Origin of the sequence: Pseudochrobactrum asaccharolyticum (genome assembly GCF_003314995.1) — a bacterium.
Lineage (GTDB): Bacteria > Pseudomonadota > Alphaproteobacteria > Rhizobiales > Rhizobiaceae > Pseudochrobactrum > Pseudochrobactrum asaccharolyticum.
In genome coordinates this window covers 44096-71006 of sequence record NZ_QNRH01000008.1, presented here as the reverse complement: position 1 = coordinate 71006, position 26911 = coordinate 44096, and the positions used below count along the sequence as shown (strand labels likewise).

Genomic DNA, 26911 nt, shown 5'->3' with positions numbered 1-26911 from the left:
TTATCAATAAGGTGGAGATTGTATTGCACCTGAACTGATAAACTGATGCCCGATATTGCGGACGACGCATCAGCGACGGATCTGCTGAACCGCCGGATGTACGGCGCAAGAAAAGGGATATTGGGGCTTATGTCTCAGCCATCACGGACAAATTCTTTTCCAAAAAACACTGCTTCCGCAAAAAAGAACCCTGCTGCGCTCAGATTGCTGACGCTGGGTGTCTTATTAATTGCTGTTGCAGGTCTTTATTTTGTGTTCCGTGAACAGCTTGGCGATGCCTTCTTGCTGATATTGCTCGGTCTTTTGTCGATTATGGGCGTGTTTTGCCTGATCGGCTGGGCAACCGGTCTTATCCAGTTCAGCCCGCGTGAAGAGCATGATGATGTGGTGGATACGCTGCTGGATTCAATGCCGGAAGGCACGGTGATCACCGATGCTAAAGGGCATATCGTTTATGCTAACCAGGCTTATGCGCAGATGATGGGCGCAGAGAATGCCGCTGATTTGCCAACGCTCGATGCCGTGTTGGCAGGTGAGCCATCGGCACTGGAAGCAGTTTACCGGCTGAATAATGCCGTGCGTGACGGGCTCTCAGCGCAGGAAGAGATTCGTCTGATCGGCTCATCTGCCCGTGGCATGGAAGCTGCAGCATGGTATCGTGTTAAAGCGCGTCCGGTGATTGCGCCGCAGACTAATCCATTGAGCGAGACCGCAGGGCCGTTGTTTGCGTGGCAGATTACCGATATTTCGGAAGAGCGTGCCGAGCAGGAGCGTTTCTTTCAGGATCTGCAGGAAGCTATTGATCATCTGGATCATGCACCGGCCGGTTTCTTTTCAGCTGATACGCTAGGTCGTATTATCTATATTAATGCCACGCTGGCGGAATGGTTGGGAATTGATCTCACAAAATTCACTGCCGGTTCACTGACCTTGCAGGATATTGTGGCCGGTAACGGCATGTCGCTGATTAATGCGGTGCGTGCTGATCCGGGTTCCAGCCGCAATACGGTGATCGATCTTGATCTGACAAAAAGCAATGGCCAGAGCCTTGCTGTGCGCTTTTATCACCGTGTGCAGCAGCCACGTGACGGTTCGCGCGGTACCAGCAGAACAATAGTCCTCAATCGCGCTGAAGGTAATGATTCATCTGCCGCACAGCGCTCTGCAGAAGTGCGCTTTACACGCTTCTTTAATTCCGCGCCGATGGCAATCGCTTCGGTTGATGTGAATGGCCGCATTCTTTCGACCAATGCGCGTTTTCTTGATATTTTCGGCTCCGATGTGGATCGCGATACGCTGGATAAGCAAATCTCTCTGGAAAGCGTGGTGCATCCGCGTGACCGTGAAACGATTTCCCGTGCGCTGGCATCAGCCTTTGCCGGTCAGGCGAGCATTACGCCGATTGATACAGTTTTGCCTGGCAATGATGAGCGTCATATCCGTTTCTATGTCAGTCCGGTATCGGATATCGGTGGTGAAGCGGTAGAAGAGGCGGCTATTGTTTCTGCCGTAGAGACCACTGAGCAGAAGGCTCTGGAAGGGCAGATGGCGCAGAGCCAGAAAATGCAGGCTGTAGGACAGCTTGCAGGTGGTATTGCCCACGACTTCAATAATGTGCTGACCGCGATTATCATGTCTTCGGATCTGCTGCTGAGCAACCATCATGCATCTGACCCGTCGTTCCCTGATATCATGAATATCAAACAGAATGCCAATCGTGCGGCCTCGCTGGTACGTCAGTTGCTGGCATTCTCACGCCGTCAGACCTTGCGTCCGGAAGTGCTTGATCTGACCGATGTATTGGCTGATCTGCGGATGTTGCTGGCGCGTCTGGTCGGAACAGATATTGCGCTGAAAATCGAGCATGGCCGTGATTTGTGGCCGGTGAAGGCTGACCTTGGTCAGTTCGAGCAGGTTGCCGTCAATCTCGTGGTCAATGCGCGCGATGCGATGCCGGACGGCGGTACGATTACAGTGCGTACCCGTAATGTGGAAACAGCTGAAGCAGCGGCACTGGGTTATCGCGAACTGCCGGAAGCTGACTACGTGCTTTACGAGGTTGAAGATTCGGGTACCGGTATTCCGGCGGATATCCTCGCCAAGATCTTTGAACCGTTCTTTACGACTAAAGAAGTAGGTAAGGGCACCGGCCTTGGTCTGTCGATGGTTTACGGTATTATCAAGCAGACCGGCGGTTTCATTTTCTGTGATTCCACACTGGGCAAAGGCACTATATTCCGCATCTATCTGCCGCGCTTTATCGAGGAAAAAGCGCCGGTTGTACTGGATGCTAATGGTATGCCGGATGAACAGGCAGTCGTGGCGAAAAAGCCTGCACCTGTTGAAAAGAAAGCAGAAAAACAGGCTGATCTCTCCGGTTCGGCAACAGTTCTTCTGGTTGAAGATGAAGATGCAGTGCGTATGGGCGGTGTCCGTGCGCTGCAGACACGAGGTTATACAGTTCACGAGGCATCGTCCGGCGTTGAGGCGCTGGAAGTGCTTGAAGAACTTGAAGGTAAGGTCGATATTATTGTTTCTGACGTGGTTATGCCGGAAATGGATGGTCCGACCCTTTTAAGAGAGTTGCGCAAATCCTATCCAAACATTAAGTTTATTTTCGTTTCAGGCTATGCAGAAGATGCTTTTGCAAAGAATCTACCTGAAGATGCTCAATTCGGGTTCCTTCCGAAGCCGTTCTCACTGAAGCAGCTGGCGACCGCTGTTAAGGAGATGCTGGAAAAGGAAGACTGATCGTCTGACCATAATATGGTGAGACAGGAGTGTACGAACCGTCACGCGACGTACAATGCGCGCACGGGGGCTTGTGTTTTAATTATGTCCCGTGACGGGACTGTTTTGGAGGAAGAGATGCGTCGTTCATTATTATCCGGGGTAGCCTTTGCTGCAACACTTGCGTTTGCTTCCCAGGCTTATGCCGATATTACGATTGGTCTGATTGCACCGGTAACCGGTAGTGTTGCTGCCTATGGTATTCAGGTGAAAAACGGTGCCGAAACCGCTGTTGAAAATATCAACAAGAATGGCGGTATTCTCGGCGAGAAAGTTGTCCTGAAACTGGTGGATGATGCGGCCGACCCTAAACAGGGTGTTTCTGCTGCCAACCAGCTGATCGGTGACGGCATTCAGTTCGTTGTAGGACCTGTGACCTCCGGTTCCGCTATGGCTGTATCTGATGCGCTGGCTGAGGCCGGTGTTGTCATGGTAACGCCAACTGCAACCGCTCCAAGCCTGACAAACCGCGGTCTGGAAAATGTTTTCCGTACTTGTGGCCGTGATGACCAGCAGGCTGTTGTTGCTGCTGAATATGTTGCAAAAAATTTGGCTGATAAAAAAGTCGGCGTTTTGCATGATAAAGCCCCTTACGGTCAGGGTCTGGCAGACAGCTTTAAAGACAGCCTGAACAAAGCAGGCATCAAAGAAGTTTTGTATGAATCCCTGACACCGGGTGAAAAAGATCTCAGCGCGCTCGTCAGCAAGATCAAAAACAGTGGTGTGGAAGTGCTGTACTTCGGTGGTTACCATCCTGAAGCCGGTCTTCTGTCCCGCCAGCTTGCCGATCAGGGCGTAAAGCTTCTGCTGGTTGGTGGTGAAGGCCTGTCCAATACTGAATATTGGGCCATTGCCGGTGATACAGGTGCAGGCACACTCTTCACCAATGCTGTTGATGTGACACAGAATCCGGCTGCCGCTGAAGCTGTTGACGCGCTGAAGGCCAAGAATATTGCGCCGGAAGTATTCACCTTGAACGGTTATGCTGCTGTGCAGGTTTTGAAAGCCGGTATCGAGAAAGTTGGTAAAGCAGATAATGCAGCCGACGTGGCCAAAGTTCTGCATGATGGTCTGGAATCAAAAACCATTATTGGTGATCTGACCTATGACAAGAACGGCGATCTGACTTCTCCGACCTTCGTGGTCTACAAATGGGAAGACGGCAAGATCGTTGCTAACTGATTTTCCTGTTTTAAATTAGAAAAGCCGGCAGAGTATCTACTCTGCCGGCTTTTTTATTGCGTGTTATTTGTCTGTTTTCAGATGCCGGTACGGCGTGAATCCCACAACGCAATTGCCCAGATAAGCAGACCGCCCAGTGCAAGCGCACAACCGACAAAGCCGGAAGAGGCGAAGCCGTAGCCTGCGGCAATGGACATACCTGCCAGCCACGGTCCAAGAGCATTGGCGACGTTGAAGGCACTGTGATTAAGTGCTGCGGCCAATGTCTGCGCATCTTGTGCCACATCCATCAGACGGGTTTGCAGAACTGTTCCAAGACCACCCGTACAACCGATCAGGAAGACCAGTCCTGTCAGCAGCCAGACATTCATGACGACGAACGGGAAAATGACCAAAAAGATCGCATTGGACAGCAACAAAATACCGGCTGTTGGCATCAAGGCGCGGTCTGCACCCCATGAGCCAATGAGTGTACCGCAGGTCATGCCGATACCGAAAATTGTCAGTACAACAGGTACCCAGTAAGGGGCTACGCCGGTTACTTCCAGCAGCGTTGAGGCAATATACGAATAGACGGCAAACAGACCACCAAAGCCGATAGCGCCAATGGCCAGTGTCAGCCATACCTGACGGTTTTTAAGTGCGCTCAATTCGCGCAAAGGTGTTGCGCCCGGACGCGGCGGGTCTTTCGGTGCAAAGGCCATAATCATCAGGAAGGTGATTGTTGCCAGCACGCCGGTAACACCAAAGCCCCAGCGCCAGCCAAGTGCCTGACCGAGCCATGTGGCGAAAGGTACGCCGATGACGGTTGCAATCGACAGGCCGAGCATAACGCGGCCAACGGCCCATGCGCGACGGTTCATCGGTACCAGTGAGGCGGCCATCAGTGCCGCAACGCCGAAATAAGCGCCGTGCGGCAGGCCGCTCATGAAGCGGAATAGCAGCATCCAGTGATAGGATGGTGACAATGCACTGAGTACGTTGGCGACGGCAAAGACAGCCATCAGCCCCATTGCCAGTGTGCGTCGCGACATGCGGGCAAAGAAAACGGCGAGGATCGGTGCACCGACAACCACACCCAATGCATAGGCACTGATCACATGACCGGCGGTTGGTTCATCAATGCCAAGACCGACAGAGAAATATGGCAGCAGGCTCATGGCTGCAAATTCTGTGGTGCCGATTGCAAAACCGCCCATAGCAAGCGCCAGCAAAACCAGTTTGAAATTTACGGTGCGTTCTGCCGGTTCAGCATCGGTGGCGGCGGGGCTGTCCAACACCAGTGCGGGGGAGGAATCTGTCATTATCTGTTTTCCTGAAATCGCTGCTAACCAGCGTTTTCCTTATAGCTTTGCCCTCAAAAATCTGATTTCAGGGCAATTGTTTGTTTTAGTAATTCAAAGCGGCGTATCAGGAGTGCCCGCATTGTGCCTCCCACACGCTGCGGTTACTCTTATTGAATTATTTATTTTCCTCCCATTACATCGAAAGATGAGAGGTTGAAAGAAAAGAGTTTTTATAAAAAATCTGTGAGAGAAATATGACTGTTGTTACAGCCGGTTTTTTAGTCTCAGCTCTTCCAGCTCCTTAATTCGCGCAGCGGTATTCTGATCCGGCTGTCTGGTCATTTCACGGATGATGCTCTCTGCCAGTACAAACAGCGCAGCTGACGAATCCCATGCGGACGGAACACCTGTGCGGGCAGCCAGCACATGACGGGCAAAACGCGCGATCGGTGACAGCCACTGATCGGTGATCAATAATATCTCAACGCCGCGACTTTTCGCGGTTTCAGCCAGATGCAGCAGGCTTTCCTGATAGCGTCTGATATCAAACACAATCAGCATATCTTTGCGTCCCATATCCAGCAACCTGTCACGCCATGCACTTTCCTGACCGGTGATGTGAAAGACATGAGGACGGATAACCGTCATATGCGCGGCCATATATTGTGCCACCGGATCGGTAAATCGTCCGCCGATAAGATAAATATTACCGCGTGCCGTGGTCAGTGCGCGTACAATATCGCCTAGCTGTTTTTCGCTGATATGGCGGAAGGTTTCACGGATATTTTCAAGCGTATACTCCAAAGCCGGATAGGTTGTATCTTGCTGTATTGGCTGGCTTTCATTGCGGTTGTGCGGGGATTGCAATTGTGCCGCAAGCTCTTCCTGAAGGCGTGCCTGAAAGTCGGGATAGTTCTGAAAACCAAGCCGGTTGATGAAGCGCAATATCGTTGGTGAACTGACACCGGCCTGCGTGGAAAATTCTGCAACGGTTTTAAGGCCGAGCAGCGGGTAATTGGCAATCAGGGTCTGAGCAGCATTGCGCTCGCCCGGCGGCATTGTGTCAATCCGCTCAGTAATCAGCTCAGCGATACTGTTATTCATTGTTGTTCCCGTCAATTTTTGAAGGCTGCCTGCGATTGAGCGATGTGGTTTCAATCCGTTTAAAAATACTGTTTGACAAAAGATAATAATGCGTATGAGATGATACACAATAGTGCGAAATAAAAAATAACGTAACATAAGTTACATCTGTAAATGGTAAAGTTTACACGCATGAGGGGAGGCAGAATGGCGGAGCATCGCGATTCTCACGGCAATGACATGCATGCCCGATTTTCCGATACAGACGCTGCCGCCGACACACCGGCGGCAACGGTGATCAATGAGCACGGCAGCAGTCCATATTTGCTGATCTGTGAACATGCGACTAATTTTATGCCGGAGAAATTCGCGCGTCTTGGTTTGTCTGAAGCTGATATGGAAGCGCATATTGCGTGGGATCCGGGCGCTGCAGAAGTTGCGCGGCGCATGAGCAAAGCGCTGGATGCCACTTTGGTTGAAGCCGGATTGTCCCGCTTGCTGATCGATTGCAACAGACCGCTTTCCGCGCCGGATTTAATTCCGGAAATCAGCGAGTTTACGGTTGTTCCGGGTAATCATAATTTGTCGGAAGCGGCGCGTCAGGAGCGTATTGCGCTGTCGCATAAGCCCTTTCACGCGAAAATCGAAGCGGTTATCGAAGCCCGACGGAAGCGCGGGCAGGAAAGCCGTTTGATTACAATCCATTCTTATACGCCGGTTTATAAAGGTGTTGGGCGGCCATGGGAAATCGGGATCATTCATGATGCTGATGACCGGCTGGGAGCAAAAATGATTGCCGGATTGCGCAAGGATAGCGAGAAGTCGGGTGTCAGTGTCGGTGTGAACCAGCCTTATTCACCCGATGACCGTGTTTATTACACGGTCGAATGTCATGCGCGTAAACGCGGCGATCTCTGTGCGATGGTGGAGATACGGAATAATGAAATTGCTGATGAAGAAGGGCAGGCTCTTTGGGCTGCTCGCCTGTCGACAATTCTGCAGGAAATTGAGACTGTATAAGGAGAAATAACCTTGATCCCGATCTGTTGAGGAGCGGGCGGGCTTTTAAGGGACAAACGGTAACTGGTGAATACAGGCATAAGAGCCGGAAAAACGGCCATAAAAAGCCTGAAACAACGGGAACAAAAAAGTGCCGAAAATACTCAGACTCTTCGTGAAATATGTCGATGCGCTGAATTATCGGGTCGGGCGCTGCGCGATGTATCTCATCTTTTTGATGGCAGGCTGTTTGCTGTATTCCACTTTTTCACGGGTCGTATTAGGCGTGCCGGTGAATTGGGTGCTGGAGATGTCGCAGTTCATTCTGTCCGCCTATTATCTGCTGGGCGGTGCCTATGCGATGCAGCAAGGCGCGCATGTGCGGATGGATTTGTTCTATGACCGGTTTACGCCGAAGAAAAAGGCACTGACCGATATTATTACCATCCTCTGTGTGATTTTTTATCTCGGTGTGATGTTTGCTGGCGGTCTGTCCAGCACCAATTATGCCTATGTTTATAATCAGAAAAATTACACCGCATGGGCACCGGTTCTCTGGCCGATTAAAACGCTGATGACCATTGGTGTTTTCTTGCTGTTGTTGCAGTGCATATCCAATCTGATCAAAGATTTTGCAATCTGGCGCGGCAAGCCTATCAAACCTGCATCCTATGTTCCTGATGCTGCACCGCAGGAAGGGCAGATCGTATGAGCTCGGAATTTATTACCCTCTTTATGTTTGCCACAATGATGGTGCTGCTGATGACCGGGCAGCGCGTCTTTGGTGTGATCGGTTTTGTCGGTTCACTTGCTGCTCTGCTGCTCTGGGGCAACGGCGCATTTGAAATGCCATTCAATGCCACTTTTGCTGTGTTGAACTGGTATCCGCTGATTACCGTACCGTTCTTCGTCTTCATGGGGTATATGCTCTCGGAATCCGGTATTGCCAGTAATCTCTACCGTATGTTCCATGTCTGGTTTGGCGGGGTTCGCGGCGGATTGGCGCTCGGCACAATCGGGCTGATGGTCGTGATTTCTTCTATGAATGGCCTGAGTGTTGCCGGTATGGCTATTGGCGCAACCGTTGCGCTGCCGGAACTGCTGAAGCGCGGCTATAATAAAGTGATGGTCACCGGTGTTATTCAGGCGGGCAGCTCGCTTGGGATTTTGATCCCGCCCAGCGTGGTGCTGGTACTCTATGCGATGATTGCCCGTCAGCCGGTATTGCAATTATGGCTGGCCGGTATCGGACCGGGTTTGCTGATGGCCGGTTTGTTTGCCGTATATATTTATATCCGTTGCCGGATTAATCCGGAACTCGGGCCAACTTTGCCAAAAGAAGAACTCGACAACATCACATGGGCCGAGAAATTTTCAACGTTGCGCGCCGGTCTGCTGCCATTGATCATTTTCGGTACAATGATGGGGCTGTTTCTGACCGGTGTGACCAGTCTGGTGGAAAGCTCTGTGGTTGGCGCATTGCTGGCAACATTAGCCGCTTTGGTAACCGGCCGGCTGACGAAACAGATATGGGAAACAACAACACGTAATTCGCTGATGATTTCCTGTATGTTTCTTTGGATCATCCTTGCCGCACTATGCTTTTCATCGGTCTATGACGGCCTCGGTGCGGTGAAAGCAATTGAAAAACTGCTGATCGGTACCTTTGACCTGTCACCATGGACAATCCTTATCCTGATGCTGTTGTCTTTCGTGGTGCTTGGCATGTTTCTGGATGACACGGCGATGCTGGTTATTGTTGCGCCGCTCTATATTCCGCTGGTCAAAAGCCTCGGTTTCAATGCGATCTGGTTCGGTATTCTCTACACGATCACCTGTCAGATTGCCTATATCACCCCGCCTTTCGGCTATAACCTGTTCATGATGCGGGCGCTCGCACCGTCTACTGTGACCATGGTTGATATTTATAAATCTATCGTTCCGTTCTTCTTCCTGATGGTGCTGACGGTCATCATTCTGATGATCTTCCCGCAGATCGCTCTGTGGCTGCCCAACTGGTATTCGGGACGTTGATAAAGTGTGAAGTGCATAACGCAGCTAAAATACTGAAAAATAAAATGCTGCGCAGAAAAGGGAACCAAAACTGAATTCTATTGCGACGGGAGACACGCAAATGAGTGACAGCAAATTTCTGAATAAGCGCGAATTTCTTAAAAAATCTGCTTTGACCACGGTCGGGGCAGTTGGTGCGACAGCACTCGCCACACCTTATGTGAAGGCGCAGAGCCCGATTAAGTGGCGTCTGCAGACCTATGCAGGGCCTGCTCTGGCCGAGCATGTGATCAAGCCTTCGATTGATGCTTTTAACAAAGCAGCCAATGATGAAATGGTAATCGAGCTTTATACCTCCGATCAGCTGGTGCCGCAGGGTGAGCTTTTCCGTGCGGTGCAGGCGGGGACGATTGATGCAGCGCAATCGGATGATGACTCTATGGCATCGCCGGTGGATGTGTCGGTATTCGGGGCGTATTTCCCCTTTGCTTCCCGCTACAGCCTTGATGTGCCGGTACTGTTCAATCATTACGGGCTCAATGAGATTTGGGAAGAAGCCTATGGCGAAATTCCGGGCGTGACATGGCTCAGTGCCGGTTCGTGGGATCCGTGTAACTTTGCCACCACCAAGCCGATCCGCTCGCTGGAAGATCTGAAAGGTCTGCGCGTCTTTACCTTCCCGACCGGTGGTCAGTTCCTTACCCGCTTTGGGGTAGTGCCGGTGACACTGCCTTGGGAAGATATTGAAGTGGCCATTCAGACCGGTGAACTGGATGGTGTGTGCTGGTCGGGCGCGACTGAGGTTTATACCGTCGGCTGGGCTGATATTAATAAATATTATCTCACCAACAATATCAGCGGCGCTTGGGCAGGTTCCTATTTCGCGAACACAGACAAATGGAACGCGGTACCGCCTCATCTGCAGCAATTGTTCAAGCTCAGCATGGATAGCTCTCATTATTACCGCCAGCATTGGTACTGGTGGGGTGAAGCCCATTACCGCACTACCGGCGGCAAACTTGAGCTGACAACCATTCCGGAAGCGGAGTGGAGTAAAGTTGAAGATGAGGCGATGAAGTTCTGGGATGAAGTGGCGGCTAAAAGCGAGCGCAGTGCCAAAGTGGTCGAAATTCTGAAGAAATATCAGGAGACCATGCGCAAGGCCGGAGCGCCATATCGTTACTCATAAATGTAAATTTACAAAAACTGTCGTCGCCGGAGGGGCGGCGACACTCCAGTTTAGAGCGCATCCCGAAAAGTGTGAAACGGTTTTCGGACAAGATGCGCGTCAAATCAGAGTGTTAGAGCGCCGATCTGATTCAATCAGATCGAAACGCGCTCTAATAAAATGCCGATGAAGCACGGAGTTTGTAAATGACCGGAAACCTGACTTTTGATGCGCTGAAAAAAGCGGTCGCGAATGATGAAATTGATACCGTGCTCGTCTGCCTGACAGATATGCAGGGGCGGCTGGTTGGCAAGCGTTTCTATGCGCCGTTTTTTGTTGAAAGCGCCTTTGATGAAACGCATGGCTGCAGTTATCTGCTGGCCGATGATATTGATATGGAACCGGTAGCCGGTTATGAGGCCGCCAGCTGGGATAAAGGCTATGGTGATTTTGTCATCAAGCCCGATCTCTCCACTTTACGGCTTGCACCATGGCTGGAGAAGACCGCGCTGGTTCTCTGCGATGTGCTGGATCATCATGACCATTCAGACCTTGCCCATTCGCCGCGTGCAATGCTGAAAAAGCAGCTGGCACGGCTGAAAGAGCGTGGCTATCGCGCTTATTTCGCCTCGGAGCTTGAATTCTATCTTTTTGACGAAACCTATAAATCCGCCCGCGAGAAATACTGGAAACATATGGATACATCGTCTCCGTATATTCAGGATTATATGATCCATCTGACCAGCAAGGAAGAATCCGTGCTGCGTGCAATGCGTAATCATCTCGCCAAAGCCGGTATTCCGGTTGAGAATTCCAAAGGTGAGGCAGGTTCCGGTCAGCAGGAACTCAATGTGCGCTATGCGGAAGGGCTGGATATGGCAGACCGCCATGTCATCATGAAAAATGCAATGAAGGAAATTGCCGAGGCGCAAGGCAAATGCATCACCTTCATGGCGAAATATGATTATTGCAAAGCAGGAAGCTCCAGCCATGTGCATAATTCGCTGTGGAGTCTGGATGGCAGCAAGTCACTGTTTTACGATCCGGATGCGCCCTATACCATGTCTGCACTGATGCGCTCATGGGTGGCCGGACAGCTGAAATATGCCGCTGATTACACCTATTTCCTTGCACCTTATGTCAATTCCTACAAGCGCTTTCAGGCGGGGACTTTCGCGCCGACCAAGATCAGCTGGAGTCAGGATAACCGTACGGCAGGGTTCCGTCTTTGCGGCGAGGGCACCAAGGGTATCCGTATTGAATGCCGTATCGGCGGTGCTGATCTCAATCCTTATCTGGCTTTTGCAGCACTCATTGCTGCAGGCTTGCGCGGTATTGATGAAAAGCTGGAACTGGAAGAGCCGTTTGTCGGGGATGCCTATGCCGCAGTGAAACTGAAAGAAATTCCTTACACACTGCGCGATGCAATCACGACACTGAAGAACTCGGAATTCCTGAAAGAGGCTTTGGGCGAGAAAGTTCTCAATCATTATGTCCATACAGCCGATTGGGAGCAGGTTGAATATGACCGCCGTGTCACCGACTGGGAGCTACATCGTGGTTTCGAACGCTACTAAGTGTCTGATCCAAAAGACATCATGCCGGTCTGCAAATAGCAATTTCTGTGCTTGCCGCGCCTCACGTACTAAAATGTACGCTGCGTTCCGGTTCTCGAAATCGCTATTTTCGCCACGGCCTGCAGCTTTTTGATTCAAACACACATCAAGTTTATAAAGGAATGAAGCCATGAGCGAAGTGGCGAGACTGATTTCTCCGATTGACGGTTCCGTTTATGCGGAACGGGCCTGTCTTGATCTGGCTCAAGCACAGGCTGTTGTTTCCAATGCGAGGCAGGCACAGACCGGCTGGGCGGCACTGACTATTGCTGAACGTGCAAGCTATTGCTCTGCGGCACTTGCTGCTCTGGCCGCAATGAATGATGAACTGGTGCCGGAAATCGCTTGGCAGATGGGGCGTCCGGTACGCTATGGCGGAGAAAATGGCGGTGTGCAGGAGCGCGGCCAATATATGATCAATATTGCGGAAGAGGCGCTCAAGCCTCTGGTGCCGGAAGAAAAGGACGGTTTCCGCCGCTATGTGAAGCATGTGCCGCTTGGTGTGGTGATGGTGATTGCGCCGTGGAATTACCCATATCTCACTGCGGTGAATACGATTATTCCGGCGCTGATGGCCGGTAATGTGGTGATCCTCAAACATGCCACACAGACACTGCTTGCCGGTGAGCGTTTTGCCAAAGCATTTGAGATTGCTGGTTTGCCGAAAGGTGTTTTCAGCAATGTCATGCTTGGTCATGCCACAACAGAAGCGCTGCTCGCTTCCGGTACTGTTGATCATGTGAATTTCACCGGCTCGGTTGGTGGTGGCCGTGCGATTGAAAAAGCTGCTGCCGGTACATTCATGACTGTGGGGCTGGAACTCGGCGGTAAAGATCCGGCCTATGTGTTGCCCGATGTTAATGTTGAGCATGCCGTTGCTAATCTCGTGGATGGTGCCTTTTTCAATTCCGGTCAGTGCTGCTGCGGTATTGAGCGCATCTATGTTCATGAGGCGGTCTATGACAAATTCGTCGATGGTTTTGTTGATCTGACCAGCCAATATGTCGTTGGTAATCCGCTGGATGCATCCTCGACGCTGGGACCAATGGCACATGCGCGTTTCGCTGACCTGATCCGCGAGCAGAAAGCGGAAGCGCTGCGTAAAGGCGCAAAAGCTCATATTAATATGAGCGTTGAAAATGACCGTGCCGGTTCACCTTATCTGGCACCGGAAGTACTGACCAATGTCGATCATCAGATGAGTGTTATGCGCGAGGAAAGCTTTGGACCGATTGTCGGCATTATGAAAGTGCGCAGCGATGAAGAAGCTGTGGCGCTGATGAATGACAGCAATTTTGGCCTCACAGCATCGCTCTGGACACCGGATACAGATCGCGCAGCCAATATTGCCGATCAGATCGAAACCGGCACAGTGTTTATGAACCGCTGTGATTATATCGATCCGGGCCTGGTCTGGACCGGCGTTAAAGATACGGGCAAGGGCGCTTCGCTCTCGTCGATCGGTTATGGCAATCTCACCCGTCCGAAATCCTATCACCTGCGTGAAAAAATCTGATCGCTTTTGAATTTTGATGTGAAAGTAAGTGTAATGACAACATTGACCTCAAAATGGAATTTCCCGACCACTGTGCTGTTCGGCGCTGGTCGTATTAAAGAATTGCCTGCAGTGCTGAAAGCTGCAGGTATCAGCAATCCGCTGTTCGTTACCGATCCGGGTTTGGCGAAGCTGCCGGTTGTGGCATCCACTCTGGCAGTGCTGGATCAGGCGGGGGTGAAATACGGGACTTTCACGGAAGTGAAGCCAAATCCGGTGGAGAGCAATCTGACCGCCGGTGTTAAAGTCTTCAATGATGGCCATCATGATGGGGTGATCGCCTTTGGTGGCGGTTCGGCACTTGATCTTGGCAAGCTGATTGCGTTTCAGGCCAAGCAGACGCGTCCGGTCTGGGATTTTGAAGATATTGGTGACTGGTGGACACGTGCAGACAGCGCCGTGATTGCACCGGTGATTGCCGTGCCGACAACGGCGGGGACCGGCTCGGAAGTTGGTCGCGCCGGTGTGCTGACCAATGAGGCAACACATACCAAGAAGGTGATTTTCCATCCGAAAATGCTGCCGGTCACGGTGATTGCCGATCCGGAGCTTTCCACCGGTATGCCGCCGTTTATTACAGCGGGCACCGGCCTCGATGCATTGGCGCATTGTTTAGAAGCCTATTGCGCACCCGGTTATCACCCGATGGCAGATGGTATCGCGCTGGAAGGCATCCGGCTGGTGTTTGAAAACCTGCCAAAAGCCTATGCAAACGGGCAGGATATTACAGCGCGTGCCAATATGATGGCCGCAGCGGCTATGGGCGCTACAGCCTTCCAGAAAGGGCTTGGCGCGATCCACTCGTTGTCGCATCCGATCGGCGCGCTTTATGATACGCATCATGGCATGACCAATGCGGTATTTATGCCTTATGTGCTTGCGTTTAATCGTGCAGCCATTGAAACCCGTATTAATCGTTTGGCTGATTATCTAGGCATCGCAGGAGGATTTGACGGCTTTGTTGCGGCAGTGATGAAACTGCGCAAAGAGCTGAACGTGCCGGATAGTCTGCCGGAATTTATCAAAGGTCTGGAGATGGACGATGCCCGCAAGGATATGATCGCGGAAATGGCGATTGTCGATCCGACCGCAGGTGGCAATCCGGTGGAACTGACGAAAGAAGGCGCTTTAAAGCTGCTTGATCAGGCACTTAAAGGTACAGCCTGAGCGTATGATGAGAAAGGGCAAAACATGCTGTTTTGCCCTTTTGCTATTATGACGGGAAGTCGTAGACGAGGGCACCATGTTCTGTAAGAAACGGGCCGACAAATTCTTTAAACTTCTGATGTTCCGGATCATAAAGGGCTGGATCCGTGACTGCCGGAGTGCCGACATAGTAATTACGGTCACCTTCTGATCGGAACTCTACGATGAATGCCTGATCAAAATTTTGTCCTGCACCTTCAAGGCTCATATTCTGCGCACCGGCCTTTATGGAAACAATATAAGGCTTGCCGTCACGCTTGGCTTTATCTTTGAGTTGCAAAAACCGGTCGAAAACCTCTTTGCGCTGTTCACCACCAACCTCAGGCTTATAGCGAAAAAGCACAATATGCTGAATTATGCCGGTTTTAAAATCCGGCGCGGTAAACTCTGCAGAGTGCGTTGGGCTGATTAAATTTTGCGCTTGGCTATTCATAATAGACATACTGGTGATGAGCGTAAAAAATGTAATAAGAGCTATAAATACTCGCATGATAAACTCATTGAAATATTAATTTAATGTGTTGCAATATATTTTATTGTTTTGTGATGTTGAGTGTATAGGTGTTAGAAACTATTGAAATTATTTATATATTTAATTTCGCTTAAAAGTAAATTTTGTCAATGCTTTTAGATGAGGAGGCTCTTTTGATTGTCAAAAGAGCTTATGCTTCCCGTGCGCCATCTTCTGCTAGTACAGGAACAGGATGACCGTTTTCATCAACGGCAACCATAGTGAACTCACCTTTGGCAGTCATCAAACGCTCACCGCTCATCATATCTTCAGACCAGAGTTCGGTTGAAACAACCACGGAACTGCGGCCGGACTTGATGACCTTGGAGACCAGTTCAAGAATAGACCCAACACGTACCGGATATTTAAAATCCATCTTGCGCGATGAAGCGAGAACGGTTGGCAGGCGGCAATAGCGTGTTGCAGCGATGAAAGCGCTTTTGCTCATCGCAGCCATGGCTACGCCACCGAACATTGTGCCATAGGAATTGGCCTGATCGGCAAAGACGACATCGGACATGCGCAGCAAAGTTGGCTGATCATCGAGTATTTCGGCAACAGCTGCTTGCGGCAGAGGCGGCAGGCTCCATGATTTGTCTTTTGTCAGCTCGGTTTTGGCAACCATATGGAACAGGCCGCGCGTGCAAAGCACACGTTCGCCGCCGATCATGTTCTCGGCCACCAGCTCTACTTCAACGGAGAGTGAGGTGCGGCCAACACGGATGACCTTGGCAGTGAGTTCTACAATCTGTCCGAGTTTAACAGGTGCGGTGTAATCAATGCGCTCGCAGGACGCGGTAACAAAAGGAACGCGGCCGTGACGGGTTGCTGAGATAAAGGCAATGCGATCCATCAAAGCGAAGCCTGCGCCACCGAATAATGTGCCGTGATGATTGGTGTCGCCGGGAAAAACAACCGTTACGAGACGCGAAATCAGAGGTACATCCTGACCATAAATCACATCATCTGATGCTAGCATATTCTGGTCATCATTGAGGGGCGTTGTCATGGATTTGTCCTTGCATGCCTTCGCCGGGTTGCGGGAGGCATGTTCTTATCTGGTATTTAAACACTATATGCCGCGCTTTTACGGTGCTTATGACGATTGCACAAGGTTTGCTGCAGGGATCGTCAGGCCGGTTTATGATCTGCCATATGAGACAAGAACCGCATGCTTTTGTTTTTCAAGCAGCAATTGATCTTTGTTACGGAATGAAAAATGTGACCGAGCGTTATTCCGCATTCCCTCTTGGCTTTAATTTCGCTGTGGTGCCGACGGAAACAACCGAGCACTGTCAAAAGTGATTGGTGATGCGCAAAAAGCATATCTGCCGGACTGCTGTTTGCAGCTGTTTTTGCGAATCAAGCGGATTGCAATGACCAAACTGCGCTTTGATACAAAAATATTGTTCTAATATGCATTCACGCGCCAAGACATGTCGCATAATTCATAGATAAACGGTCTGACCTTATGCTGAATTGTCATAATGTCAGTATGACTGCCATATTTTTATTGCGCGAAGCGTCATCAAAAGTTATTCAAAATGTAATTTTTCATGCTGCAATCGCAAGAAAGGGAAATTTCGATGTCGCAGGATAATCCTCTCGAAAATGCACTCGTACGTTTAGATGAAGCTGCCAGCCATCTGGACATTGACGCGGACGTTATCGAAAAACTGAAATTTGCCCGAGAGACTACCAAGGTGCGATTGATGATCCGTATGGATGACGGCTCACGTAAATCCTTCATTGCATGGCGCTGCCGTTATGATGACACACGCGGGCCGACAAAAGGCGGTATCCGTTTTCATCCGGATTCAACAGCAGAAGAAGTCGAAACACTGGCTTTCTGGATGACATTCAAATGTGCGGTGATGAACCTGCCTTATGGCGGCGGTAAAGGCGCTATTCAGGTTGATCCGCGGAAACTGTCTAAGGCAGAATTGGAGCGGCTTTCGCGCGCCTATATTCAGGCTTTTGCCCGTATTCTGGGGCCCGACCGCGATATTCCTGCACCGGATGTTTATACCAATTCGATGATTATGGGCTGGATGGCCGATGAATATTCGCAGATGGTTGGTCAGTCTTCACCGGCGGTGATTACAGGCAAACCGATTTCGCTCGGTGGTTCGCTCGGTCGCGATGATGCGACTGCGCGCGGTGGTTTCTATCTTGTGCGCCATCTGGCGAGCGATCTTGGCCTGAGTGAAGAGCTGCATGTGGCTATTCAGGGCTTTGGTAATGCCGGACAGCATATGGCTAAACTCATGACCAGTGATGGCCATAAAATTGTAGCCGTGTCGGATTCTGAAGGTGCTGTTTATTGCGCTTCCGGTCTGGATATTGCTGCGCTGATCACGGCAAAGCAGAATGGTCGCTCAGTCCTGGCGACTGTCGGTCATGGTGGTCATGAGGCATTGGCGGCGGCTGATCTGGTTGGCGTACAGTGCGATGTGCTGGTGCCTGCGGCGATGGAAGACATGATCCATGCACGCAATGCAGGGACAGTCAAAGCCAAACTGATCCTTGAGCTGGCAAATGGTCCGGTCACGCCGGAAGCTGATGCTATTCTGGAAAAAATGGGTGTTATCATCCTGCCGGACATTCTTGCCAATGCCGGTGGTGTGACAGTGTCTTATTTTGAATGGGTGCAGAACCGCCAGTGCTTCTATTGGGAGCTGGAAGAAATCCATACACGCTTGCGTGCAATTATGGAGCGGGAAGGTCGCGCCATCTGGAATGTAGCAAAGGAAAAAGGCGTTACTATGCGTACTGCTGCCTATGTTCATGCGCTGTTGCGTCTTTCACAGGCGATTGAAGCGCATGGTACGCAAAGTGATTTTGTTGCCTGAAAGGGCAACGGCTGACTTTGTCGCCTGCAATGGCAACGGCTGACTTTGTCACCTGAAAGACTATATCAAAAAGGCCGGTGAAAACCGGCCTTTATCATTTTGTGAAGTAAGTAAAATATCTTATTGATTATTTTAAAGAATTTTTCCAGAAAAGAATGATTTTTCCGAAAATGACTCCGGCAGTTGCGCCTGCTGATTTGACGAGAAAATCTGATAATTCGCCATGTCTGTCCGGTGTCAGGCGCTGCATCAGTTCGAACAATCCGGCGGCAGAGATCAGCATGATGAGAACCAGTGCCCAGCGTTTCGGATAGGCCAGACAGAACAGCAGGCCGATGACCATCAGCATTATAAAGCGCTCAGCCGTGACATGACCCGGAATATGCGGACGGAAATTAATCGGGCTGATTGTGACTGCAAGCAATGCTGCCAGCATCAACCAGGCCAGAACGGGTAAAACAGGAAAGCGACGCATTTATTCCTCATCAGTCGGCAGTTGCTGACTGTCATCCTGATTGCATGGCAAATACAGCATTTCAGTAAACAGCGTTTTGACACTCTCACCGAGAATAAAATCGCGGTTGGCAATATCATCAACGCCCATGCACCATTGCACACCTCGCTGGGAAATACCGAATTCATTTGAGAGATAGGATTTGGCGTAGTCGATGCCGTCTGCACAATCTGCCTGTTTGCAGAAACCGCCATCCTGCGCCAGTTGTTTCAGCGAGTTTTGACCGGCAGACATTGTATAAAAATAAGTACCCGCTGCCGTCACAGTGAGGACGCCGCAGGTAGCAATCAATGCAATGACTGTTTTTCTCATCGGAAACCTGTCTGTGCGGTTAAAAGTGCCTTTATTGGCGCTCTAGCATGAAGGATGCGTCGACTGCTAGACATTGTCGAGGGAAATAAGGCTATTTAGCATTTGCGAATATGATCTTCAACAAAGCTGATCAGGCTCGCGGGTTCAGTAAAGTGAAAGCGTGACATTTTTACGATGGAGGGAGCAGAGGAAATTGCTTGCCGTAAGAGAGGTGTTTTTTTATAGAGAACACAATGCGCGACCGCATTTTTAAAAGACACAATACCGATATAAAATTTTGGTAGATGCTGTTTTTCGCATAGCGTTATTTTTTGCTGATTTTTTACTCTCATACTGAAACGGTTCTCATGCAGCACATTGACCCGTCCCAAAACATCGATTCAGAAAAACACATTCGCGAGGATGTGTATGATGAGGACGGTTCTGTCAGTGAAGCACTGGTTACCCGTATCGAGGAGGCGCTTGACGCCCGCGATGCTGATAGTGTGCGTGAGGAAGTTCGCGATCTCCATTCATCCGAGCTCGGGCATCTGCTCGAAGCCCTTGACGGCACTGAGCGTCAGTCTCTGGTGGAGCTGCTCGGTGATGAGTTTGACTTTGAGGCGCTGACCGAAGTTGATGAAGCGATCCGTCTTGAGATCGTGGATGCCATGCCCAACGAGCAGATTGCCGAGGGTGTGCAGGAACTGGATTCCGATGATGCGGTTTATATTCTTGAGGATATGGATCAGCAGGATCAGGATGAAATTCTGGCCAAGCTGCCATTTACCGAGCGTATCCGCTTGCGCCGCGCGCTGGAATATCCGGAAGACAGTGCAGGGCGCCGTATGCAGACGGAATTTGTCGCTGTGCCGCCGTTCTGGACGATTGGTCAGACGATTGACTATATGCGTGAGGATAATGATCTGCCGGATCGTTTCTCGCAGGTTTTTGTGATTGATCCGGCATTTCATCTGCTTGGTACGATTGATCTTGATCGCCTGTTGCGCGTGCAGCGTGTTGTACGGGTGGAAGATCTGATGGTTGAAGCACGCCATGCTATTCCTGCGACGATGGATCAGGAAGAAGCTGCGCAGATTTTCGAGCAATATAACCTGCTCTCCACCGCTGTTCTCGATGAGAATGAGCGTCTTGTCGGCGTGCTGACCATTGACGATGTGGTGGACGTTATTCAGGAAGAGGCCGAAGAGGACATTATGCGCCTCGGCGGTGTGGGCGATGAAGAATTGTCCGACAGCTTTATGACAATTGCCCGTTCACGCTCACCTTGGCTGTTCGTCAATCTGTTTACGGCGTTTCTCTCAGCTTCCGTGATTGGCCTGTTCGACGGCACAATTCAGCAAATGGTGGCACTGGCTGTGCTGATGCCGATCGTTGCCTCTATGGGTGGTAATGCGGCAACGCAGACTATGACAGTGACGGTGCGTGCTATCGCGACCCGTAATATTGATATTCACAATGCTGCACGTGTTATCCGCCGTGAAGCCCTGATCGGTCTGCTCAATGGTATGATGTTTGCCGTTATGATCGGCGCGGTTGCCGGTTTCTGGTTTGATAATGCGCAGCTTGGCGGCATTATCGGCAGTGCAATGATCATCAATATGCTGGCTGCTGCATTGGGCGGTATTCTCATTCCGCTTTTACTGCATCGTCTGGGTGCCGATCCGGCCATTGCTTCGGCGGTTTTTGTAACCACAGTCACCGATGTGATCGGGTTCTTTGCCTTTCTCGGGCTTGCGACCTGGTGGTTCGGATTTTCGTTCAGCTAAAATATTCGTGATTTACAGCGGTTCCAGTTAAGACTGAATCGTTGGAACCGCTGTAATTATTTGTTTTTACGCATTATCCGACGCAAAATCGGTTCCCACTTTGGGCTCGCAAATGCTATAAAATTACGCCATACACGCCTTATGAGATTTTTTGTTGCGTAATTATTATTATTACATATGAATATTGTTTTTGCTCAAAGTGCAGATAATTGCTGTCATTCGGGCGAAACAAGGTGCATGAGTATCGTCGTTTTCAAGAGCGAAGATGAGATTTTGCAGGAAATGACGGTTTGTGAATAATCGCATTTACGAATGAAATATTGACTTTTACGTAAATGCGGTGTCACAAAAGAGAATAAAACGAATTGGTGGACTAAATGCGTGAATATTATTCGATTACGGAGCTGACGAGGGAGTTTGGGATTTCCACACGAACTCTGCGCTTTTATGAGGATGAGGGGTTAATTCATCCTCTGCGCCGTGGTCGGACACGCTTGTTCCGCCCGTCTGACCGGCATTTGCTTAAACAGATTATGCGCGGTAAACGGCTTGGTTTTTCCATCGCGGAAATTCACGAAATTATTCAGATGTATCGCGAGCCGCCGGGCGAGGCCGGTCAGCTGCGTCTGCTGATCAAGCGCGTGGAAGAAAAGCGCGAGGATTTGCGCCAGAAACGCCGTGATATTGATGAAACACTCAGCGAACTGGATCAGGTGGAAGAAGCCTGCATTGGCCGTATGGCTGAGCTTGGTGTCCGCACCTGATAATGAAACTTCGCTTGGAAGGGCAGTTTGTTCTTATTGAACGGGCTGCCCTTCTTGCGTTTTATAGCATTTCCAGCAAAAGTGGGAACCGGTTTTGCGTCGGATAATGCGTAAAAACAAATAGTTACAGCGGTTCCAACGATTCAGTCTTAACTGGAACCGCTGTAATCACGCATTGCGCGGAAAAAGCACTGAGTTTCTGCCGTTCTTCGTCTGTCGCAGCGGGGCTTCTCAGTAAGTTTGAGAGATTATTCGCCTCAATCGTCTCCAGCATACAGCTGCAATACACCCTGCAAAGCTGCTCATCCCCATTGGCGCTGCACTGAACTGTGCATTGATTGACAAAATTGGCTGCCTGAAGTGCCGGTGATGGCGGGAGGATTGCTGAAAAGCCGTAGAGCAGTCCGATCAGAACCGGCTGGTGTACCAGATAGAAAATCAGGCTATGGCGACCGATAAAGGTGAGCAGGCGCTCAAGCCATTGTGGTTTGATGCCGCCTTGCAGCAGACGCAGGAGGCCTGTTGCCTGCATGATGCGGGCACTTGCAATGCCGAGAAGCACAGCCCCGAACCACGGAAACAGCGGCACATAATCATTGGAAATCGGATTGATGCTGGAGAGCCCGACCCACCATAGTGCCGGATGGTTGAAGAATTCAGCGCGATAATAAACCGGCGTGGCAATGATTGCAGCAGCAAGCAGAATGGTCAGCCATACGGGGCTACGTAAGAATAACAGGCCGAGCAGACTTGCCAGAGCAATCTGATGGAGAATACCGAAAAAGATGAACCCCTGCGGCATGAAGAACCATGTCAGCAGACTGATAGCAGCGGCAGCAAGCACCACTTGCGCCAGCCGTATCATAAAGGGTTTCCAGCGGATGGCTCGTGCATGGGCAAGTACCAGGCTGAACCCGACCAGAAACAGAAAGCTGGAGGCGATGCAGCGGGCAAAAATACGCCACCAGCCCTGACTGGCGCTGCCTTGTGCCAGATAGCCGAAAAACTCGAGATCCCAGCCGAAGTGATAGATTGCCATGGCAATCAGCGCCACCCCGCGGGCAATGTCCAAACGTCCGAGACGTGTGCCGGATTTCATCGGTGTTTCAGCGTTAAGGGCAGTGCTGGCCGGATTCATTGTAGACTTTCAGCAGAGTGTTGTGGCTTGGTTGCTATAGCTACAATGAGTTTGTGTCGGATGACAAGCTGAGATGCTCTTGTCTGTTTCGGAAGGGTTTCTGGCTGGATAACGGATCGTAAAAGGCGTTTATACGTGGTTATTATGCGGGGTTCTGACAGAGTTTTGCCGGAATGGTAAATATGGCAGCTTGAGAAAATTGATTTAATATATTGATAAATAAAATGTTTTTCTATTATGGTAAATTTGCATAGCTGCTATGTCATGGTTTTGACGCAATTGCAGATTGCTTGTGACAGGGCTTTGGAGTATAAATCTCAGACAGGCATAGCAATAGTGCGGTGCATGTTCTCATGAATGAAATACCGGAAACGAGTAAAATATTCCATGGATGAAACAGTTCAGAAGTCCTGCTGGGGGGTAACCCTTTGGGCAGTTGTTGGATTGGCCGCTGTAATTTTGTTGACCTATTTGTTCTCCGTATAATCACGGATATTCAAAGAAATTTCAGAGCGTTTAAATCACCGGTGCTTATCAGCCCGGTGATTTTTTATTGTGATATGACAAAGTTTTTATCGCAGCTTTGTCGTTTTCTTGCTGGTTTGTGGTGTATTTTGCGCATGATACAACCATATTAAGTGAGACACTGATCTGATCCGGTTTTACAGAACCGCATAACGGGTTATATAAGGCTTGAGATGAGGGAGTTTGCAGGCGGTGATTTGCCTGCACTTTCAAAAAAATGAAAGAGCGGTAATCTTCTATGTTCCTGTCAGTTTTTGACCTGTTTAAAATTGGCATCGGGCCGTCGAGTTCTCATACAATGGGACCGATGACGGCAGGGCATCAGTTTCTTAAAGAATTGAAAGACGGCCAGTGGCCGCGTCCGCATAATGCGAAAGTCACGCGGATCAAAGCCTATTTGCATGGCTCACTGGCATTTACCGGCATCGGTCATGCAACCGACCGTGCGGTTATTCTCGGCCTTTGCGGATATTTACCGGCCAATATCGATCCGGACAAAATGGATGCTCTGCTGGCCAAGGTGAATGAAGAGCATAAAATTCGCCCGACCGGACATCCGGCTTATGATTTTGATCCGAAAGCCGATCTGGTGATGGATCGTAAAGTGGCCTTGCCGGGTCATGCCAATGGTCTGGCGTTTGAAGCGCTGGATCGTGACGACCGCGTTCTGCTGCGCCGCGTTTATTATTCTATCGGCGGCGGCTTTATTGTCACGGAAGAAGAGCTGAACGCTACGCGTGTGAGCGGCGGCAAACCTCCGGTCGATAATAATGTGCCTTATCCTTTTGCTTCGGCAAAAGAGATGCTGGAAATGTCGGTTAAGAGCGGTCTTTCCATTGCGGAAATGAAGCGCGCTAATGAAGAAACCCGTATGAGCCGTGAAGAGCTGGATGCGGGGCTGGATAAAATCTGGGATGCCATGCGCAGCTGTATTGAGCGCGGGCTGACACAGGAAGGCATTATGCCGGGCGGATTGAATGTGCGCCGCCGTGCCAAGCAGTTGCATGATCGTCTGAATGAAGAATGGCGCCAGAACCGTCATAATCCGCTGCTGGCCAATGATTGGCTGTCCGTCTATGCGATGGCGGTGAATGAGGAAAACGCCGCCGGTGGCCGCGTTGTGACCGCGCCGACCAATGGTGCAGCCGGTGTTGTTCCTGCCGTCATGCGCTATTACCTGCATTTCCATGATGATGCAGACCAGAAGGGCATTCGCGACTTTTTGCTGACCTCATCTGCGGTTGGCGGTATTATCAAGCATAATGCGTCGATCTCCGGCGCCGAGGTTGGTTGTCAGGGTGAGGTCGGTTCGGCTTCTGCTATGGCGGCGGCAGGTCTTGCGGCTGTGCTTGGTGGTACGCCGGAGCAGATCGAAAATGCGGCAGAGATCGCGTTGGAGCATCATCTGGGTATGACATGTGATCCGATTGCCGGACTGGTGCAGGTGCCTTGCATTGAGCGTAATGCGCTTGGTGCGGTGAAAGCTGTAACCGGTGCGTCATTGGCCGTGAAGGGCGATGGTACGCATTTTGTGCCGCTTGATGCCTGTATTGAAACAATGCGTCAAACCGGTGTGGATATGAATGAGCGCTATAAGGAAACCAGTCTCGGCGGGCTGGCCGTGAATGTGGTTGAGTGTTAATTTTATCTCTATGAAATACAAAAAACTCCGCATGATGAATGCGGAGTTTTTTATTTTTATACAATGCTATACGCTATTCTTTTAATCTTTTGAATCCGGTTTGTTCAGGCGCTCGGCAATGCGTGCTTTATTGAGTGCGATTGCTGCTTCATCCGGTTGCCAGTCGGCGCACCATTGTGCCGGAATATTCTCAATCAAATGCTCCGTGGTGCGGTAGGACGGTTGATATTCACGCCGCAGCATTTCATCAATCAATGCCTGCTGACGCTTTACCAGAAAGCCCAGACGCGGATAGAAAAACCGCACATGGCCTTTGCCAAGTGTATAGCTGCGCGGATTACGCGGATCATCGGGTTGTTCACCACGTTCAATAGCGGCACGGGCCAGCGTGAAGATACGCGGTAACTCACGATATTCTGCCACCAGATGCGGACCGGTCAGTTCCTGTGGTGGTATGCAATTGATACGGGTCATCAGGATTGTGCCGTTTGAGCGTAGAGTTTTGCGGCCAGTGCCACGGCTCCGGTCAGGGCGTCGGCTTGCGGCGCGCGTAGACGTGGCTGATAGCGGGCAGAAAGACGTGGGCCATAAAGTGCGCCGAGACCACCGATCAGTGACAGCACCGGTTGATCATCACACATTGAAGCATCGAGTGCTGCTTCAATCGTCTCGACCGATTGCTTGAGGATTTTGTCAGCCAGCGGATCATTCATTGCGGCATATTCAAACACCAGCGGCGCAAATTGTCCGAAATCATTCGGGCGGGCATCATGGGCAAAACGCACAATGGCATGTGGCTCATCGTTGAAATGCGCAAGCAAAGCATTGCTGAGCGGGCTGCGCTGATAAATGCCGTCATAGGCCAGCAGGGATTCTTCAATCAGCTTCTGGCCAAGACGGGCGCCGCCACCAAGATCGCTGACTTTGAAGCCCCAGCCGCCTTTCATCGTGACAGCATTATTGCTGCGGGAGATATAGACAGAGCCGGTACCGAGGATAACCACCACACCGTCTGCATCACCGATAGCACCTTGCAAGGCGATAATGCCGTCAGACACGACGCTGCTTTGCGCAAAGGGCAGGGCTTGTTGCAATTGTGCGGCAACGCCGGAGACATTGGCGCCAGCCAGACCTAGACAAGCGGTAATACGGCTATAGGCATGTACCGGTAGCTCTGCAGCAAGAAGGGCAGCATCTGTTGCAGCGAGAATATTGACGACAGATGTATCCATATCGGTCATGATATTGGCAGGGCCTGCCTGACCTGTCCCCAGAACTTTACCGGATGTGTCTGCAATCGCTGCACGACAGCCGGTGCCGCCGCCATCTATGCCAAGAATATAATCCGCCACATCATGCTCCCGATTCTTTGTCCGTTTCTGGTGCCGTTTTTATTGCAGGTAACACAAATTGCCAATTCAAAGTATAATCTTATTTAAATCGTTTTAATTTCGCGGGTAACCTGACGAACAACCAGCGGGGTGATTTTGCGAGTCGCATTATGTCTGTCCGATGCCAGTCAGGGAATTGGTATTCAAGAATGGTCTTTTATGATGATCCATATGGTCGAAAAAAATAGAACCAATATTGCTGTTTGAATAAGACGACTGCACGTGAATGCAAGTAATGGTGATAAAATCTTTGCTTTTGCTGGACAGCAAACGATATTTACGCATTACTCTATCGGAGAACAGACGGGAGAAGAGGTCTTAAGGGGGAACTGAGACCGGTTGGTTTATTATCCAATATAGAACCAGTCCGGCCGTGAGGGAACTTCGGGAATTATTCTTACCGCAATAAGTGGTTCTGTTCACAGGCTGCCGGACATGATTTCCTGTCCTTATGTCTGAATAGGCAAAAGAGTGTGAAAACCGGTGCCGGTAATGGCAGCGGTGCAGACCAGAATGATGATCCGGAAAACCGGAGTTCTAAAGCGCATACCGAAAAGTGTGAAGCGGTTTTCGGAACAAGATGCGTGGTTCAAAA

At 50.4% G+C, this 26911-nt stretch carries 23 protein-coding genes; 14 read left to right on the top strand and 9 right to left on the bottom strand.

Features of this window, described 5'->3' with window-relative positions:
* Window positions 1-129 precede the first annotated feature (129 nt).
* Together cckA and DFR47_RS17210 are read left to right on the top strand one after the other, a co-directional pair.
* Window positions 130-2751, top strand: a complete 2622-nt coding sequence (gene cckA, locus DFR47_RS17215; RefSeq protein WP_113945651.1) for a cell cycle histidine kinase CckA — start codon at window positions 130-132, stop codon at window positions 2749-2751.
* Window positions 2752-2868: 117 nt separating this feature from the next.
* On the top strand, window positions 2869-3972 hold the full coding sequence (locus DFR47_RS17210) for a branched-chain amino acid ABC transporter substrate-binding protein (protein ID WP_113945788.1): 1104 nt from the start codon (window positions 2869-2871) through the stop codon (window positions 3970-3972).
* Between the two features lie 77 nt (window positions 3973-4049).
* Here the strand turns inward: DFR47_RS17210 and DFR47_RS17205 are convergent, their stop codons facing one another.
* Together DFR47_RS17205 and DFR47_RS17200 are read right to left on the bottom strand one after the other, a co-directional pair.
* Complete coding sequence (locus tag DFR47_RS17205) at window positions 4050-5276, bottom strand: MFS transporter (RefSeq protein WP_113945649.1); 1227 nt, start codon at window positions 5274-5276, stop codon at window positions 4050-4052.
* Window positions 5277-5522: 246 nt separating this feature from the next.
* Window positions 5523-6362, bottom strand: coding sequence for a MurR/RpiR family transcriptional regulator (locus DFR47_RS17200; RefSeq protein ID WP_245416620.1), 840 nt, complete (start codon window positions 6360-6362; stop codon window positions 5523-5525).
* 219 nt (window positions 6363-6581) lie between these two features.
* On the opposite strand from DFR47_RS17200, the gene DFR47_RS17195 reads away from it, so the two are divergent.
* The 7 genes from DFR47_RS17195 (at window position 6582) to DFR47_RS17165 (ending at window position 14859) form a co-directional block, all read left to right on the top strand.
* The gene (locus tag DFR47_RS17195; RefSeq protein WP_113945786.1) at window positions 6582-7361 is read left to right on the top strand and encodes an N-formylglutamate amidohydrolase; all 780 of its coding nucleotides are present in this window, start codon (window positions 6582-6584) and stop codon (window positions 7359-7361) included.
* A gap of 130 nt (window positions 7362-7491) precedes the next feature.
* Window positions 7492-8052, top strand: a complete 561-nt coding sequence (locus tag DFR47_RS17190) for a TRAP transporter small permease subunit (RefSeq protein WP_113945645.1) — start codon at window positions 7492-7494, stop codon at window positions 8050-8052.
* Window positions 8049-9374, top strand: a complete 1326-nt coding sequence (locus DFR47_RS17185; protein WP_113945643.1) for a TRAP transporter large permease — start codon at window positions 8049-8051, stop codon at window positions 9372-9374. The genes DFR47_RS17190 and DFR47_RS17185 overlap by 4 nt, the downstream gene beginning before the upstream one ends.
* 100 nt (window positions 9375-9474) lie before the next feature.
* The gene (locus tag DFR47_RS17180) at window positions 9475-10542 is read left to right on the top strand and encodes a TRAP transporter substrate-binding protein (protein WP_113945641.1); all 1068 of its coding nucleotides are present in this window, start codon (window positions 9475-9477) and stop codon (window positions 10540-10542) included.
* 185 nt (window positions 10543-10727) lie between these two features.
* Window positions 10728-12098, top strand: coding sequence for a glutamine synthetase family protein (locus DFR47_RS17175; protein ID WP_113945640.1), 1371 nt, complete (start codon window positions 10728-10730; stop codon window positions 12096-12098).
* A 169-nt stretch (window positions 12099-12267) separates the two neighbouring features.
* Window positions 12268-13653, top strand: coding sequence for an aldehyde dehydrogenase family protein (locus DFR47_RS17170; protein ID WP_113945639.1), 1386 nt, complete (start codon window positions 12268-12270; stop codon window positions 13651-13653).
* A gap of 33 nt (window positions 13654-13686) precedes the next feature.
* Window positions 13687-14859: an iron-containing alcohol dehydrogenase gene (locus DFR47_RS17165; protein ID WP_113945785.1), complete on the top strand. Its 1173-nt coding sequence runs from the start codon at window positions 13687-13689 to the stop codon at window positions 14857-14859.
* A gap of 46 nt (window positions 14860-14905) precedes the next feature.
* Here DFR47_RS17165 and DFR47_RS17160 read toward each other — a convergent pair whose 3' ends face one another.
* The gene (locus DFR47_RS17160) at window positions 14906-15241 is read right to left on the bottom strand and encodes a Dabb family protein (RefSeq protein ID WP_170137535.1); all 336 of its coding nucleotides are present in this window, start codon (window positions 15239-15241) and stop codon (window positions 14906-14908) included.
* A gap of 319 nt (window positions 15242-15560) precedes the next feature.
* Entirely contained in the window at window positions 15561-16418 is an 858-nt protein-coding gene (locus DFR47_RS17155; RefSeq protein WP_245416619.1) for an acyl-CoA thioesterase, read from the bottom strand.
* 89 nt (window positions 16419-16507) lie between these two features.
* On the opposite strand from DFR47_RS17155, the gene DFR47_RS22005 reads away from it, so the two are divergent.
* Together DFR47_RS22005 and DFR47_RS17145 are read left to right on the top strand one after the other, a co-directional pair.
* Window positions 16508-16714 (top strand): hypothetical protein, encoded by a 207-nt coding sequence (locus tag DFR47_RS22005; protein ID WP_113945637.1) that lies wholly within the window; start codon window positions 16508-16510, stop codon window positions 16712-16714.
* Between the two features lie 281 nt (window positions 16715-16995).
* Complete coding sequence (locus DFR47_RS17145) at window positions 16996-18261, top strand: Glu/Leu/Phe/Val family dehydrogenase (RefSeq protein ID WP_113945636.1); 1266 nt, start codon at window positions 16996-16998, stop codon at window positions 18259-18261.
* 127 nt (window positions 18262-18388) lie between these two features.
* On the opposite strand, the gene DFR47_RS17140 is transcribed toward DFR47_RS17145, so the two are convergent.
* Both DFR47_RS17140 and DFR47_RS17135 read right to left on the bottom strand, forming a co-directional pair.
* Window positions 18389-18736, bottom strand: a complete 348-nt coding sequence (locus DFR47_RS17140) for a VanZ family protein (RefSeq protein ID WP_113945635.1) — start codon at window positions 18734-18736, stop codon at window positions 18389-18391.
* Window positions 18737-19087 (bottom strand): hypothetical protein, encoded by a 351-nt coding sequence (locus tag DFR47_RS17135; RefSeq protein ID WP_113945634.1) that lies wholly within the window; start codon window positions 19085-19087, stop codon window positions 18737-18739.
* Between the two features lie 347 nt (window positions 19088-19434).
* Between DFR47_RS17135 and mgtE the strand changes: the two genes are divergently transcribed.
* Together mgtE and DFR47_RS17125 are read left to right on the top strand one after the other, a co-directional pair.
* Window positions 19435-20856 carry a magnesium transporter gene (gene mgtE, locus DFR47_RS17130; protein WP_113945633.1) on the top strand — a complete coding sequence of 474 codons (1422 nt, stop codon included), beginning with the start codon at window positions 19435-19437 and terminating at the stop codon, window positions 20854-20856.
* A 377-nt stretch (window positions 20857-21233) separates the two neighbouring features.
* The gene (locus DFR47_RS17125; RefSeq protein WP_022711931.1) at window positions 21234-21620 is read left to right on the top strand and encodes a MerR family transcriptional regulator; all 387 of its coding nucleotides are present in this window, start codon (window positions 21234-21236) and stop codon (window positions 21618-21620) included.
* Window positions 21621-21744: 124 nt separating this feature from the next.
* On the opposite strand, the gene DFR47_RS17120 is transcribed toward DFR47_RS17125, so the two are convergent.
* Window positions 21745-22758 carry a heparan-alpha-glucosaminide N-acetyltransferase gene (locus tag DFR47_RS17120; protein ID WP_113945632.1) on the bottom strand — a complete coding sequence of 338 codons (1014 nt, stop codon included), beginning with the start codon at window positions 22756-22758 and terminating at the stop codon, window positions 21745-21747.
* A 763-nt stretch (window positions 22759-23521) separates the two neighbouring features.
* On the opposite strand from DFR47_RS17120, the gene DFR47_RS17115 reads away from it, so the two are divergent.
* A complete protein-coding gene (locus DFR47_RS17115) occupies window positions 23522-24925 on the top strand; it encodes an L-serine ammonia-lyase (protein ID WP_113945631.1) in 1404 nt (467 codons plus the stop codon).
* Between the two features lie 81 nt (window positions 24926-25006).
* Here DFR47_RS17115 and DFR47_RS17110 read toward each other — a convergent pair whose 3' ends face one another.
* Together DFR47_RS17110 and DFR47_RS17105 are read right to left on the bottom strand one after the other, a co-directional pair.
* Entirely contained in the window at window positions 25007-25399 is a 393-nt protein-coding gene (locus DFR47_RS17110) for a pyrimidine dimer DNA glycosylase/endonuclease V (RefSeq protein ID WP_113945630.1), read from the bottom strand.
* Window positions 25399-26277: a glucosamine kinase nucleotide-binding domain-containing protein gene (locus tag DFR47_RS17105; RefSeq protein ID WP_113945629.1), complete on the bottom strand. Its 879-nt coding sequence runs from the start codon at window positions 26275-26277 to the stop codon at window positions 25399-25401. Before DFR47_RS17105 ends, DFR47_RS17110 begins: the two co-directional genes overlap by 1 nt.
* Window positions 26278-26911 lie beyond the last annotated feature (634 nt).